This is a genomic window from Micromonospora sp. DSM 43699 (assembly GCF_055517075.1).
Genome location: NZ_JBTMMT010000002.1, coordinates 268,137 through 281,808, shown reverse-complemented (window position 1 = coordinate 281,808; position 13,672 = coordinate 268,137). Strand labels below are relative to the sequence as shown.

Annotated in this window: 12 protein-coding genes; 7 read left to right on the top strand and 5 right to left on the bottom strand. The window is 72.1% G+C overall.

Translation table 11 applies throughout. The features are described from left to right. Nucleotides 1-587: 587 nt before the first annotated feature. Nucleotides 588-842 (bottom strand): SCO4848 family membrane protein, encoded by a 255-nt coding sequence (locus AC0AIB_RS02565; RefSeq protein WP_328342017.1) that lies wholly within the window; start codon nucleotides 840-842, stop codon nucleotides 588-590. 90 nt (nucleotides 843-932) lie between these two features. Here AC0AIB_RS02565 and AC0AIB_RS02560 point away from each other — a divergent pair, with 90 nt between their 5' ends. The 3 genes from AC0AIB_RS02560 to argS all read left to right on the top strand — a co-directional run bounded on the left by AC0AIB_RS02560 (nucleotide 933) and on the right by argS (nucleotide 4,267). After that, nucleotides 933-1,100 carry a hypothetical protein gene (locus AC0AIB_RS02560; RefSeq protein ID WP_465095913.1) on the top strand — a complete coding sequence of 56 codons (168 nt, stop codon included), beginning with the start codon at nucleotides 933-935 and terminating at the stop codon, nucleotides 1,098-1,100. A gap of 99 nt (nucleotides 1,101-1,199) precedes the next feature. After that, entirely contained in the window at nucleotides 1,200-2,261 is a 1,062-nt protein-coding gene (gene trpS / locus AC0AIB_RS02555) for a tryptophan--tRNA ligase (RefSeq protein ID WP_465095912.1), read from the top strand. Nucleotides 2,262-2,548: 287 nt separating this feature from the next. After that, nucleotides 2,549-4,267, top strand: coding sequence for an arginine--tRNA ligase (argS, locus tag AC0AIB_RS02550; protein ID WP_465095919.1), 1,719 nt, complete (start codon nucleotides 2,549-2,551; stop codon nucleotides 4,265-4,267). Nucleotides 4,268-4,335: 68 nt separating this feature from the next. Here the strand turns inward: argS and AC0AIB_RS02545 are convergent, their stop codons facing one another. From AC0AIB_RS02545 to AC0AIB_RS02530, 4 genes are all read right to left on the bottom strand, one after another. After that, nucleotides 4,336-4,881 (bottom strand): SRPBCC family protein, encoded by a 546-nt coding sequence (locus AC0AIB_RS02545; RefSeq protein WP_465095911.1) that lies wholly within the window; start codon nucleotides 4,879-4,881, stop codon nucleotides 4,336-4,338. After that, nucleotides 4,878-5,240, bottom strand: a complete 363-nt coding sequence (locus AC0AIB_RS02540) for a metalloregulator ArsR/SmtB family transcription factor (RefSeq protein WP_465095910.1) — start codon at nucleotides 5,238-5,240, stop codon at nucleotides 4,878-4,880. The genes AC0AIB_RS02545 and AC0AIB_RS02540 overlap by 4 nt, the downstream gene beginning before the upstream one ends. A gap of 161 nt (nucleotides 5,241-5,401) precedes the next feature. Then, the gene (locus tag AC0AIB_RS02535) at nucleotides 5,402-6,466 is read right to left on the bottom strand and encodes an ice-binding family protein (RefSeq protein ID WP_465095909.1); all 1,065 of its coding nucleotides are present in this window, start codon (nucleotides 6,464-6,466) and stop codon (nucleotides 5,402-5,404) included. Nucleotides 6,467-6,682: 216 nt separating this feature from the next. Continuing rightward, on the bottom strand, nucleotides 6,683-8,395 hold the full coding sequence (locus AC0AIB_RS02530) for a sigma-70 family RNA polymerase sigma factor (protein WP_465095908.1): 1,713 nt from the start codon (nucleotides 8,393-8,395) through the stop codon (nucleotides 6,683-6,685). Between the two features lie 136 nt (nucleotides 8,396-8,531). Between AC0AIB_RS02530 and AC0AIB_RS02525 the strand changes: the two genes are divergently transcribed. The 4 genes from AC0AIB_RS02525 to AC0AIB_RS02510 all read left to right on the top strand — a co-directional run bounded on the left by AC0AIB_RS02525 (nucleotide 8,532) and on the right by AC0AIB_RS02510 (nucleotide 13,609). Then, nucleotides 8,532-11,051, top strand: coding sequence for a S8/S53 family peptidase (locus tag AC0AIB_RS02525; RefSeq protein WP_465095907.1), 2,520 nt, complete (start codon nucleotides 8,532-8,534; stop codon nucleotides 11,049-11,051). A gap of 71 nt (nucleotides 11,052-11,122) precedes the next feature. Then, nucleotides 11,123-11,995, top strand: coding sequence for a hypothetical protein (locus AC0AIB_RS02520; protein WP_328342003.1), 873 nt, complete (start codon nucleotides 11,123-11,125; stop codon nucleotides 11,993-11,995). Nucleotides 11,996-12,161: 166 nt separating this feature from the next. Beyond that, a complete protein-coding gene (locus AC0AIB_RS02515; protein ID WP_328342002.1) occupies nucleotides 12,162-13,385 on the top strand; it encodes a cytochrome P450 in 1,224 nt (407 codons plus the stop codon). Then, nucleotides 13,382-13,609, top strand: coding sequence for a ferredoxin (locus tag AC0AIB_RS02510; protein ID WP_328342000.1), 228 nt, complete (start codon nucleotides 13,382-13,384; stop codon nucleotides 13,607-13,609). Before AC0AIB_RS02515 ends, AC0AIB_RS02510 begins: the two co-directional genes overlap by 4 nt. Nucleotides 13,610-13,672: the final 63 nt, after the last annotated feature.

The window sequence follows — 13,672 nt, the reverse complement described above, 5'->3', positions numbered from 1 at the left end:
AAATGTTGCCAAAGGAATCCCCACCGAACAAACCCGAAAGTCTGCCCAGCGCGGGGTATAAATCATCATTGGCACTGGCTTATCAAGCACCCTGTTGAGTTCTCAAAGAACAACCACACACCACCCGGAAGCCCTGCACCGCAGAACCCCCGACCTGGGGTATCTCGTCCAAACACACCCCGCGCTTCCGCGCCAGGCACTTTTACTACGTTACCTCACCGTCTTCGCCGTGTCAACCGGTGTGTCCCGGTGTGTCACGCTTCGTACGGCATTGCTCCACTGAGCGCGCGCAGCGGCATGCACTGTGCTCGATCATTGGATTTTGCAGAACCGGCCGCTGCGGTCTCCCGCAAGCTCGCCCGGTGCCCTGCCGGTCTAGAACACTACCCGGTCGGTTCCGCCCGACCAAATCCGCCCTGCGGCGTTTTGGCGAGCACCACCCGGTCCGTGTCGTTCAGGTTGGTGCCCCGAACGAGCCGGTGCCAAACCCCGAAACTCGACCTCCAGGACTTTCGTCCCGTTTGCCCCGTTCCGCGCTGGCAGAGAGAAAGTTACGCGGTTTCGGGTTTGATCGTCAAATCCGCAGGTCAGCGCCCGACAGGGCGGCGAACTGCCCGCCACCCCCGAACGCCGAGCGCCCCGACGACGGTGCCGATCAACAGCGAGGCGGCGATCAACAGCGCGTGAATCCAGAGGAAGCCGGTCGGCGTCCCCTCGCCGATCGCGCCACCGCCCCAGGAGCGCGGATCGTTCCAGATGGCGAGCCCGAACCTGGGCCAGATGACCCAGCTCCACGCCCCGACCCCGACCAGGAACAGCGACCAACCCCGCGACAAGACCATGGTCGACGAGTATCCCAGCACCGGCTCGCCCGACCGGGTGGACGCCCGGTGCGTCCCCACGGAGCGGCCTTCGACAACTACCGTGGAACCATGTTCCGACCGGTCCCACCCGCGCCGGAGGCCGTGGTCGGTCTGCCGGGCGAGCCGTCGGTGCCCGTTCCCACCCGCCCCGGCCCCGGCCGGGAGTGGACCCTCGACCTCCTTCGTGCCGGCGGAATGCGGTTCCGCGCCGGCGGGCGATGGCGGCCCGTGCTCTGACGAGCCGCTCCTCCCGACCTCGATGGGCGACGACCGCCCCGGGTCGGTCGCGCGTCCGCGCGTCCCGCACCGTTCCTCCGGCACGAAAGGCGTACCAGCATGTCCGTCTCACGGATGCTCACCGGCGACCGCCCGACCGGGCGACTGCACCTCGGCCACTACGTCGGCAGCATCGCCAACCGGGTGGCGCTGCACCATCGGCACGAGAGTTTCTTCATCATCGCCGACCTGCACATGTTGACCACCCGTAACAGCCGGGACGACATCGCCGCGGTGTCCGGCAACGCCCGGGAGATGGTCACCGACATCCTCTCCTGCGGTGTCGACCCCGCGAGGGCGGCGTTCTATCTGCAGTCGGCCATTCCCGAGGTCGGCGACCTCAACACGCTGTTGCAGAACCTGGTGACCGTGCCCCGGCTGGAACGGGTGCCGTCGGTGCGGGAGATGGCCCGGGACGCGGGACGCGACGAGATCCCGTACGGGCTGCTCGGTTATCCCGTCCTCCAGGCCGCCGACATCCTGTGTGTCCGGGCGCACGTGGTACCGGTCGGCAGGGACAACGCCGCGCACGTCGAGGTGACCCGGGAGATCGCCAGGCGGTTCAACCACCTCTACGGCGACGTCTTCCCGGTGCCGGAGCTGATCATGTCGGCCACGCCGACCCTGGTCGGCACCGACGGACAGGCCAAGATGAGCAAGTCCCGGGGCAACGCCATCGCGCTCTCCGACGACCCGGCCACGGTCCGCCGCAAGGTCATGGGGATGTACACCGACCCGAACCGGGTCCGGGCCGACGTACCGGGGACGGTGGAGGGGAACCCGGTCTTCGCGTACCACGCGGTGTTCAATCCGGACCGGGAGCAGGTCGCGGAGTTCGCCGCGCGGTACCGGGCCGGCCGGATCGGTGACGTGGAGGTCAAGGAGGCCCTGGCGGGCGCGCTCAACCGGTTCCTCGACCCGATCCGGGAGCGCCGCGCCCGGATCGAGGCGCAACCCGGGCTGGTCGACCAGCTGATCGTCGAGGGCACCGAACGGACCCGGGAGCGGGTCCGGGCCACCCTGGTGGAGGTCCGCCGGGCAATGGGGTTGACCGCCGCCTACCAGCAGGTCCGCCGCCGGGCCGAGCGGGCCCGCCGGGCCGCCGCGACCGGATCGTCCTGAGCCGACGTACGGCCACCGGGCCGGTCGGCGATCGCGGTGTACCCGCCGCCGGCCGGCCCGCTACGCTGGCGGACATGACCAGCGTGACAGCTCGGCACACCGGAACGTCGTACGACGTCCAGGTCGGTGCCGGGCGACGCCGGCGATCCGTCGCCCGCCCGCGCTGACCATTCCCCTGCGACCGGCGGATCGAGCCGCCGGTCACCTCCGCTGCCCTCGGTCCGTCCGCAGACTCTCCCCCTCCGGAGATCCGCGTGACCGACGGATCCGAGCAGATCGGCGTACCCATGGATCTTGAAAGGCTGCTCACCGACCGGCTGACGCCGGCGTTCACCGCCGTGGCCGGCGAACCGGTCGCCCCGGTGGTACGGCGCTCGTCGCGCGCGGACTTCCAGTCCGACGCGGCGCTGGCGCTGGCGCGGCGGCTCGGCCGGCCGCCGCGCGAGATCGCCGGGGCGGTGCTGGACCGCGCGGTCCTCGACGACGTCTGTGCGGCGGTGGAGGTTTCCGGGCCCGGCTTCGTCAACCTGACGATCGCCGACGACGCGTTGGCCGCGATGGTCGCCGCCCTGGCCGGCGACGACCGGCTCGGGGTGCCGGTGGCCGCCGATCCGGAGACCGTGGTGGTCGACTACTCGGGGCCCAACGTGGCGAAGGAGATGCACGTCGGGCACCTGCGCTCGACTGTCATCGGCGACGCGGCGGTACGGCTGCTGGGCTGGCTCGGGCACCGGGTCGTCCGGGTCAACCACCTGGGCGACTGGGGCACCCCCTTCGGGATGCTGATCGCGCACCTGGTGGACCTCGGTGAGGCCGGGGCGGCGCAGGAGCTGTCCATCGGCGACCTGGACGGGTTCTACCGGGCGGCCCGCTCGAAGTTCGACGCCGACCCGGAGTTCCGGGCGCGGGCCCGGCAGCAGGTGGTCGCGTTGCAGGGCGGTGACCAGGAGGCCCGGCGGCTGTGGCGGCTGCTGGTCGCGCAGTCCCAGCGGTACTTCCTGAACGTTTACCGGCTGCTCGACGTGACCCTGACCGAGGACGACTTCCGGGGCGAGAGCGCCTACGACGACCGGCTCGGCACGGTGGTGGCCGACCTCGACCGGCTCGGGTTGCTGACCGACAGCGCCGGGGCGACCTGTGCCTTCCCTCCCGGGTTCACCGGACGGGACGGCGCCCCGCTGCCGTTGATCGTGCGCAAGGGCGACGGCGGCTACGGCTACCCCGCGACGGACCTGGCCGCGCTGCGGCTGCGCACCGGCGAGCTGGGCGCGACCCGGCTGCTCTACGTGGTCGGCCTGCCGCAGCGGCAGCACTTCGCGATGGTGTTCGCGGTGGCCGGGCAGGCCGGTTGGTTGGGGCCGCAGGCCCGCGCCGAGCACCTCGGCTTCGGCTCGGTCCTCGGCCCGGACGGGCGGATGCTGCGCAGCCGGGCCGGGGAGTCGGTGAAGCTGGTCGACCTGCTGACGGAGGCGGTGACCCGGGCGACCGCACTGGCCCGGACCAAGAACCCCGAGCTGGACGAGGCGAGCGCGGCCGAGATCGGCCGGGTCGTCGGCATCGGGGCGATCAAGTACGCCGACCTGTCCACCGACCGGACCCGCGACTACGTGCTGGACTGGGAGCGGATGCTCGCCCTGGACGGCAACACCGCCCCCTACCTCCAGTACGCGTACGCCCGGACCAGGGCGGTGTCGCGGCGGGCCGGCACGCAGGTCGGCGCGGACGCCCGGATCGTGCTCGGAGAGCCGGCCGAACGGGCGCTGGCGTTCGAGCTGCTCGGGTTCGCCGCCGTCGTCGACGAGGTGGCCCGGACGGCGGAGTTCCACCAACTCGCCGGCTACCTGCACCGGCTGGCCACCCGGTTCAGCGCGTTCTACGAACGGTGCCCGGTGCTGCGGGCGGACGGGGAACTGCGGGCGAGCCGACTGCTGCTGACCGAGCTGACCGGGCGGACCCTGCGGCAGGGGCTGCACCTGCTCGGCATCCGCACGGTCGAACGGATGTGAGCGGACGGCCGCCGGACAGGTGCTCCGGGAAGTCGCGTCCGACCAGGTCGGACGCGACTTCCCGATGGTCAGGTGCGCCGGGTACGCAGCTCCTCGAAGTACGGCTTCATCGCCGGGTAGTAGTCGCCGAAGTCGACCCTCGGGGTGGCGGTACCGGCGGCCACCAGCGCGTCGGTACCGGCGACGGCGTCGGTACCGGCGGCCACCAGCAGGTCGAGGTAGTACTCCCAGCCGGGGCCGATCTCGCCCACGTGCTCCTCGCTGTCGAGGTGGTGGGTGAACCGCAGCTCGGTGGTGCCGGCCGTCTCGGTCAGCACCAGCTCGATCCGCCAACCGCCGGACTCGTCGGTCGCCGACACGGCCAGGTGCCGGGGGGCCTCGCACGACTCGATCCTCAGCTCGGTCCAGGGCGTCCCCTCCTCGAACGCCATCTGCAACCGGATCGTCCGGCCGGGGCCGGCGTCCCCCTCCCACCGCCCGAACCAGCGGGCTGTCCGGTCGGGTTCGGTGACGCTCGCCCAGACGTCCTCGATCGGGGCGCGGAAGGTACGCACCAGCACCAGGTCGGTGCCGGTGACGGTGCGGAACAGCTGCCCGCTGGGGGTGCCTGTCATGCGGTCTCTCCTACTGCTCGGTGCGGCCTGTCGCGGGTGCGGCGCTCACGGCGGGTGCGGTGCACCTCCGTCTCGAGCGCGTCGAGGTGGTGCGCCCAGCCGCGTGGGCGGCGGAACCCGGCGAGCCAGTCGACGAGCGCGGTGAACCGGTCGGCGTCGAGCCGGTAGAGCCGCTGCCGGCCCACCAGCTCGCTCCGCACCAGGCCGCTCTCCCTGAGCACCCGTAGGTGGCGGCTGACCGCCGGCCTGCTGACCGGGAAGCGGTCGGCGATCTCCCCGGCGGGCAGATCGCCGTCCCGCAGCAGTTCGAGGATGCCGCGGCGGATCGGATCGGCGATCGCCGCCGCCACCTCGTCCATCATTGAAGCGTAACCCATCGGTTACATGTCCGCTCTCCTCCCCGTCGCTCGGTCGTCGGGGCGGGTTGCCGTCCGAAACGCACCGAACCGCTGCTCGGCAGCGGTTCGGTGGGTGACGCCAGCGGGTCCGGCGGCCGGTGACCGGCCGCCGGACCCGAGGGTCAGGACGTCCTACGGCGTCGGTGCAGCAGTGTCAGCAGTGCCGCACCGGTGGCGACGGCGAGGCTGCCGACACCGGTCAGGACGGGCACCAACGTGCTGCCACCACTGCCACCCGTGACGGGCAGTTTGGTGCGGCTGGGGGTGGGCTGCCCGGTCGGGGTGCCGGTGGGCTGCCCCGTCGGCGTGCCCGTCGGCTGCCCGGTCGGGGTGCCCGTGGGCTGCCCGGTCGGGGTGCCCGTCGGCGTGGCCGTCGGCGTGGCCGTCGGCGTGGCCGTCGGCGTGGCCGTCGGCGTGGCCGTCGGCGTGCCGGTGGTGGGGGTGCCGGTGGGTTGCAGGCAGGCAGGGGTGGTGATGGTGTTGGTGTCGAGGGTGACGGCACCGGTCTGGGCGAGCGCGCGGCCCTGGAGGGTGGCGCCGGTGGTCATCGTGATCGACGTCTGGGCGAGGATGTTGCCGACGAACTGGGTGCCCGTGCCGATGGTCGCCGAGCTACCGACCTGCCAGTAGACGTTGCAGGGTGAGGCGCCGTTGATGAAGACCACGCTGCTGTTGGAGGCGGTGGTGAGGGTCGACTCGATCTGGAAGATGAACACGGCTGCCGGGTCGCCCTGGGTGTCCAGGGTGAGCTGCCCGGTCAGTTGTGCGGCGGCGAGGCGGTAGACGCCGGGGGTGAGGGTGGTGCCGCCGAGTTCCGCAGGCAGGACGGTGAAGGGTGTGCGTCCGGCGGCGTCGTTGTAGGCGGTGGTGAGGTCGTTCTTGGCCTGGAGGGCCACGGCGTCGCCGAGGTGGATCTCGCCGCCGACGGTGCCCGGCGGGAAGCCGGGCGCGGTGTTGCCGGGAGAGACGCCCAGGCTCTGTTCGAGGAACGTCGCGCCGGTGTTGGTCACGGTGGAACCGGCGAGTACGGAGAAGTTCGCGGCGGTGCCCAGGCCGACCGGCGCTTCCGCGGCGCTCGCGCCGGTGCCGCTGAGAATCAGCACGGCGGTGGCGGTGACGCCGGCGACGATGGTAGCCAGCGCCGCCAGGACGGCGCGTCGTGGGCGGCGCGATGTGGTGACAGTCAAGGTGTGCCCTTTCACGAATGCGTTTCGCCGCACTTCGGTGACCCGGTTTGTCGTCTGGTGGGGAACCAAGGCGGATGCAATCGGACTTTGACACACTTAACGGCACTAAATGCATATAACAGGAATATCTCCCAGTCCGGACATGGGCCCATCGTGTGGCCGGTGGTGGCACCCGGCAGCGGCGCGGTGCCTGACTCCACCACCATGTCCTTCCGATCAGCCGGGCCGCACACACGTGTCCTGCACCGTGTACGACCGGCTTCCCGCCACCCGGCCGTCGGCGGCGGTCAGCCGTACCGACCAGGTAACAGCCGACGCGCGCAGCTGCCCGACGGTCGCCCGCGCGGACGACCCGTCCACCGTCATGGCCCGGCTCTCCGGTGCGCCGTCGACAGGGGTCCACCGCACCCAGGCGCTGTCGATCGTGGCGCTGCCGGTGACGCGGACGACCAGGCTGTAGGTGCCCGCACCGCAGCGCACGTGTGCGTTCGCCGACACCGTGAAAGGGGCGGCGATCTGCGGCGTCCCGGCCGGCCGGGACGCGGCCGGCGGGCGGCCCGGGCCCGACCCGGCGATCGTGGTGGCGTCAACCGGCAGCGCACCGGGCGTGGGCGGGCCATCGACACCGGGCGGGCCGGAGGTCGGCACCGTCCGGCCGGGGGCACCGGCGGTGGTGGCAGCGACCGACGGCCCCGCCAATCCGTTGAACGGCGCGCCGGACGTGTCCGCCACCCGCTCGGCGACCGGCCTGCCAGGTGCGAGCGCCCAGGTACCGACCGCGACGAGGAACAACAAAACGCCGGCGAGCGTGAGCCACCGCCGCCGGTCCCGCCGGCCCCGGGCCGCGGTCGCGGCGGTCGCCACCGGAGTCACCCGGACCGACTGGACGGCGGCACGCGACGCCACCGATCCGCCCCGGGCCACCGATCCGCCCCGGGCCACCGCATCGCCCCGGGCCACCACATCGCCCGGAACCACCGCATTGCCCGGGGGCGCAGATTCATCCGGGGCCACCGCATCGTCCGGGGGCACCGCCGGCACGGGTCCGACAGCCGGTACGGCACCGGCCCCGTCTCCCGACCCGACAGGCACGTCGGCGGGTGGCCCGGCAGGCACCTCCGCAGGCGGCCCGGCGGCAACGGCCTGGAGGGCGGTCGGGTCAGCGTCCGCGAGTCTCGGCCACACCGTCTCGGCGACCACGAGGAAGCCCGGTGCCGTGTACGCGGTCAGCAGCGCCGCCGGGTTGCACTGTTCGCGTCGGAGCAGCCCGCACCGGGCGCAGTCGTCGACGTGTCGGGCGACCCGCTTGCGCAGGGTCGGGGTGAGCCGGCCCTGCCAACCGTCGAGCAGGTCGGCCAGGGCCGGGCAGTCCCGGGCTCCGCTGCGGGCGACGAGCAGCGCACCGAGCGCCCGTTCGAGCTGGGAGCGGGCCCGGGACAGCCGGGCGTGCGCATGGTTGGCGGACACCCCGAGCGCCGCGCCGACATCGACGGAGGACAGGTCGTGGCGGATCGCCAGGTGCACCACCTCACGGTCGCCGGGGTTGAGTGCGGCGATCGCCAGGTGCACCAGGTCGCGTACCTGGTCGGCATTGACGGCGGCGGCCGGGTCGGCGGCGTCGGCCACCGGCTCGGCCGCCTCCGTCAGGGGCGCGGAACGGGACCGCTGCCGCAACTGCCGCAGGCACTCGGTCCGCACGATCGCGTACAGCCAGGGCCGCAGCCGGTCCGGGTCGCGCAGCTGGTCGATGCGCTGACCAGCGAGGAGGAACGCGTCGTGGACGGCGTCCGCCGCCGCCTCCGGCTCGCCCAGCATCATCCGGGCGTACGTGTAGAGCCGGTCGGCGTACCGCCGGTAGATGCCCTCCAGGCCGGCCCGGTCCCCCCGCCGCAGCAACTCGACGATCGCCCGGTCGTCCTGCGCCGTCACGTCCATCCGTGCCCCCACCGCTCGTCTACCGGTCCAGTAGAGCGAAGAAAAAGTTCTCCGGGAACTTTCTGTTGGCATGCCGACCCGACGGCGCTCCTACCGGTGTCATCGCACCGCCGACACCGGGGAGACACCCATGGACAGGACACGTTCCGCGACACACCGACCGGGCGCCGGGAGACGCCGGTACCTGGCCACCGTAGTGGTGGCGACGCTCGCCGCCGGACTCGTCGCGACCACCTCGGTGGACGCCACCGCCGCCACCGTGCCGGGCGGACCGGCCGGGGTGCCGGGCACCACCAGTGCCGAGCCACTGGCCTTCCGGGTCGACCCGGGCCTGGCCGCGCCACGGCTGTCGCTCGACCCCGTCGGCCGCACCGGCACCGGTCGCGAGGTCGGCGTGGTGGCCGGACCGGACGGCTCCCCCGCCGGCCTGGTGCTCGACGAGGTCATGGTGCACGTCGCCGGCCAGGCCGAACTGGACGCCTTCCTGGCCCGCTGGGGTGGTCAGGTGCTCGATTCGTTCGCACCGGACGCCGAGGGGCAGGACCACCTGGTCCGGGTGGACGCCGGTCGGGCCGACCCGGCGGGACTGGTCGCCGACCTGCTCGCCGCCGAGCCGCGTCAGTCCGGCGGGTACCGGGTCGGTGACGAGCGGGCGCTGCGGCTGCTCGCGCTGGCCGCCGCCGAGTGGCGGACGGACACCGAACTGGTCCTCGACTGGCTGGTGGAGCCGTCCGGCATCGTCGACGGCCAGGTGTTCGAGGCTCCCGACATCGGCAAGAACGTCTTCGACTGGACGTTCATGCGGGCCGGTGGCGCGCTGGACATCGGGGTCGCGCCGGCCTGGCAGCTACTCGAGAGCAAGGGCAAGCTGACCAAGCAGGTGAAGTACCTGGTGCAGGACGGTGGGTTCCAGTCCAACGCCGACTTCCCGAGCAAGGTGTCGCTGCACAAGGCGGAGTGGGGCGAGACCAACACCAACGACTGCACCGGTGGTTCGGCCTGCCCGTGGCACGCCACCGACGTGGTGCTCGCCGGGATGGGTCGGGTCGACAACGACTACGGCACCGCCGGTCCGGCCGGTCCGGTGGTCCAGGAGCTGGTGGGCGTCCGCAACGGCATCGACTACTGGACGGTCCTGCGGCGGCTGGAGAAGGCCGCCGAGGCGACCCACCCGGACGTGGTCAACCTCAGCTTCAGCCGGGACGTCAACCTCGGCGGCAACCACGCGCGCACATGGACCGACCGCCGGATGAAGCACGTCAGGGACACCGGTGCGCTGATCGTCGCCGCCGCCGGCAACAACGGCACGAACGTCGACGGCGACACCCTCTGGGTGCCCTGCGAGAGCACCCACGTCATGTGCGTGGGCGGGATGAACACGAACGCGACAGTGGCGGGCGGGTCGAACTGGGGCACCAAGGACCTCACCACGTCGGTGGAGATCTACGGTCCGATGTGTGTGGCGGGCCTGACCGATCCGGGCACGCCGGCGGTCAACACCACGAAGACCACCTGCGGCACCAGCGTGGCCTCGCCGTTCGTGGGCGGGGTCGCTGCCCTGGTGATGGCCGCCGACCCGACGCTCACCTCCGAGCAGGTCCGGGCCATCCTCAACGGCACCGCCCACGTCGGCGGGCTGGGCGCCAAGGTGACAGGCAGCCAGCGCCGGGTCGACGCGCTGGCCGCCGTCGCCGAGGCGCTGGGCGTCACCGTGGGCAAGCCCACGGTGCACATCAGCACCCCGAAGACCAAGCAGAAGTTCGGGGTGAACCAGTCGGTGGACCTGTGGGGCACCGCCACCGACTTCCTGGGCAAGGAGATCCCGCTCACCTGGACCAGCAGCATCGACGGTGAACTGGCCACCGGGTCGCAGACGTTCGTGCCGTCGCTCTCCGCCGGCAGCCACGTCATCACCGCCAGCGCCACCGACAGCCTCGGGCGTACCGGGTCGGCGTCGGTGACCGTCACGGTGGTGGACAGCCCGACGACGGTGGGGATCATCTCGCCACCGGCGGGGTCGACCCTCCCGGCGGGGCAGCCGGTCGGGCTGCTCGGCACCTCGAACGATCCGGACCTCTTCGGGCAACTCCCGGACGCGAAGGTGTCGTGGACGGTCCGGCGTGGCAACACGGTGGTCCTGGAGAAGACCGGCCACCAGGCGCTGCTGCCGGCGAACGCGGTCACGCCGGGGGCGTACACCGTGACGTTCGCGGCGGGTGGCGCGAGCGTGCAGCGTGCCTTCTCGGTCACCTCGGCACCGGCCGGGCAGTCCCGGCCGACCGCCACGATCACCCTGCCGGCGTCGGCCCTGGAGTTGACCACGATCGAGGCTGGGCCGAAGTCGGTCGCGTTGGCCGGGACCGGGGTCGACGTCGAGGACGGCGCGGTCGCCGGGACCCGCTTCCGGTGGACCGCGTACGGCGACGGTGGCGTCAAGCAGGTGCTGTGCCAGGGCAGCGGGGTGCCCACCGGCGAGCCGGTCGACGACAAGGGCACGCCGAAGAACTGTGCGTCCTTCACCGCGGCGCTGGCCCAGCTGACCAGTGGCACCGACACCACCACCTGGTCGGTCTGGCTGGAGGTCTTCGACTCGACGGGACTGGTCGGCACGGACTCCGTGCCGGTCCGGATCCGGCGGCTCACCCCCTGACCGACCGTTCCCCGCACATCCCAGACGAACCGGGACCGACCGGTGCCGGACCGAACGAACAAGGAGACACCATGCGCAAGGAACTGCACCGACACCGGTGGACGCGTCGGGCGGTCACCCTGGGCGGCGCCCTGCTGAGCACGGTCGTGCTCGGTCAGGTCGCGCTCAGCGGGCCGGTGGCGGCGGTGCCCGGCCTGTCGATCCGTACGACGACCGGGCCGAGCAACAGCGTCGCCAAGTCGCAGAGCGCGGTCTGCCCGACGGGCACCGCGGTCATCGGCGGCGGTGGGGCGATCACCGGGTCGGGCCTCGGCCAGGTGGGCATGGACATCGTGCAGCCGCTGGCCGACGCCGCGCTCTACTCGGTGACCGGGCGCGAGGACCCGAACGGTGTCGCCGGGAACTGGGCGGTCACCGCCACCGCGATCTGTGCCCCGGCACCGGCGGGTCTGGAGGTGGTGACCGGCCACTCGGCGGTCAACTCGACCAACCCGAAGTTCCTGGAGTTGTTCTGCCCGGCGGGCAAGCGGGCGATCGGCGGGGGCGGTGCGGCCGTCGGCTCGGGGGCGAGTGACGTGCTCCTGGAGGACCTGCGGATTCACCAGAGCAGCGTGACGGTGGCGGGGGTCGAGGCCGGCAACGCCTTCGCGGGCAACTGGTCGGTGGACGCCTCGGTGATCTGCGTCGACCCGCTCGCCGGGGAGCAGCGGGTGACCGTGGACAGCGCTGACAACTCGACGGCCAGCCGCACGGTCACCGCGACCTGCCCGGCCGGCACCCGGGTGCACGGGGTGGGTGGCGAGATCGTCGGCGGTGAGGGTCAGGTACGTCTGACCGAACTACGGCCCACCTCGTCGACGACGGCGACCGTCCGCGCGGCGGAGGACGAGAGCGGTTTCAGCGGCAACTGGAAGGTACGCGCGTACGCCGTCTGTGCGAGCTGAGCGGTCGACCCTCGGGTCGACCGCTACCCACCGGCCCCACGGCCCGCGCCGATCCGTCGGCGCGGGCCGTGGGGTCGTCGACGGCGCAGGGTTGTGTGGACCCCGGCCGATGAGTAACGTCATGCATCGATACGATTACTCAGGGTCATGGCAGGAGATGTTCCACATGACACAGTCCACGAAGACCGAGCTGCCCCAGTGGCCGCCGGTCAACTCGGCCCGCAGCCCGTTCACCCCGCTCGACGACGCCGAACGGCAGCGGTACGTCGGCCCGGTGACCCGGGTGCTGCTGCCCACCGGCGCGACCGCCTGGCTGGTCAGTCGGCACACCGACGTACGTCAACTGCTGCGCCACCCGGCGTTCAGCTCCGACCTCAGCCGCCCCGGTTTTCCGCTGCTCCGCCCGCTGCCACCCGAGGCGACGCGGAACTCCGAGGGCACGTTCATCCAGCTGGACGGCGATGCGCACTTCCGACTACGACGGATGCTCACCGCCGAGTTCATGATCAAGAACGTGCGTCGGATCGAGCCGCTGATCGCACAGACCGTAGACGAGGCCCTGGCCGACCTGGCCGCCGCCGGCGCCCCGGCCGACCTCGTGTCGACGTTCGCCCTGCCCATGCCGTCCAAGGTGATCTGCCACCTGCTCGGCGTCCCCTATGCCGATCACGACTTCTTCCAGTCCCGCAGCCGCGTCCTGCTCGACCGCGGGACGTCGCCGGAGGAGATCCAGCACACCGTCGGGGAGCTGCGGGACTACCTCCGGGCGCTGATCGACCGTAAGCGGGTTCGTCTCGACGAGGCGGACGACCTCCTCATCCGGTTGATCCGGGAACGCGTCGAGCCGGGCGAGCTCGGCGTCGACGAGTTGGTGGGGATGGCGCTGCTGCTGCTCATCGCCGGCCACGAGACCACCGCCAACATGATCGGCCTGAGCGTCCTGCTGCTGACCCGCCACCCCGAGCAGTACGCGCTCCTGCGCGACCGACCCGAACTCGCGGCCGGGCTGGTCGACGAACTGCTGCGCTACCTCAGCATCGTCCGGACCGGTCTGCTCCGAGTGGCCACCGAGGACGTCGAGATCGGCGGCCGGCTGATCCGGGCCGGCGAGGGTGCCATCGTCCTGATCGCGCTGGCCAACCGGGACGCCGAGGTCTTCGACGAACCCGACGGGTTCGACCCGTACCGGCAGGCCCACCGGCACCTGGCCTTCGGGTTCGGGATGCACCAGTGCATCGGGCAACCGCTCGCCCGCGCCGAACTGCGCATCGCGCTGGTGGAGCTGGCCCGCCGTTTCCCCGACCTCCGCGTGACGGCGGACCCGCAGGAGCTGAGCACCCGGGACAACTCGATCGTGTTCGGCCTCGACGCCCTCCCGGTGACCTGGTGACGCCCGGCCCGCGGGCGGACGAGGGGACGACGTTGCGGGTGGCAGTCGATCGGGCGCGCTGCTGTGGATCGGGCAACTGCGTCCTCGCCGTACCGGAGGTCTTCGAGCAGGACGACGCGGACGGCCTGGTGCTGCTGCGCGACCCCGCACCGCGCGCAGCCCTCCGGGAGCGCCTCGACCGGGCCGTCGACCTCTGCCCGGCCGGCGCGATCCGGGTCGGCTGAGACCGTCCCCTGAAAAGCCGCCGGTGACGACGGCCGGCTGGTGGGCCGGATCGCGCAGCACGC

Excerpts from the sequence above, each read along its gene's own strand:
- AC0AIB_RS02525 (WP_465095907.1), top strand. The coding sequence starts at position 8,532 with ATGGACAGGACACGTTCCGCGACACACCGACCGGGCGCCGGGAGACGC.
- AC0AIB_RS02540 (WP_465095910.1), bottom strand. The coding sequence starts at position 5,240 with ATGGACGAGGTGGCGGCGGCGATCGCCGATCCGATCCGCCGCGGCATC.
- AC0AIB_RS02545 (WP_465095911.1), bottom strand. The coding sequence starts at position 4,881 with ATGACAGGCACCCCCAGCGGGCAGCTGTTCCGCACCGTCACCGGCACC.
- AC0AIB_RS02515 (WP_328342002.1), top strand. The coding sequence starts at position 12,162 with ATGACACAGTCCACGAAGACCGAGCTGCCCCAGTGGCCGCCGGTCAAC.
- AC0AIB_RS02560 (WP_465095913.1), top strand. The coding sequence starts at position 933 with ATGTTCCGACCGGTCCCACCCGCGCCGGAGGCCGTGGTCGGTCTGCCG.
- AC0AIB_RS02565 (WP_328342017.1), bottom strand. The coding sequence starts at position 842 with ATGGTCTTGTCGCGGGGTTGGTCGCTGTTCCTGGTCGGGGTCGGGGCG.
- AC0AIB_RS02520 (WP_328342003.1), top strand. The coding sequence starts at position 11,123 with ATGCGCAAGGAACTGCACCGACACCGGTGGACGCGTCGGGCGGTCACC.
- trpS (WP_465095912.1), top strand. The coding sequence starts at position 1,200 with ATGTCCGTCTCACGGATGCTCACCGGCGACCGCCCGACCGGGCGACTG.
- argS (WP_465095919.1), top strand. The coding sequence starts at position 2,549 with ATGGATCTTGAAAGGCTGCTCACCGACCGGCTGACGCCGGCGTTCACC.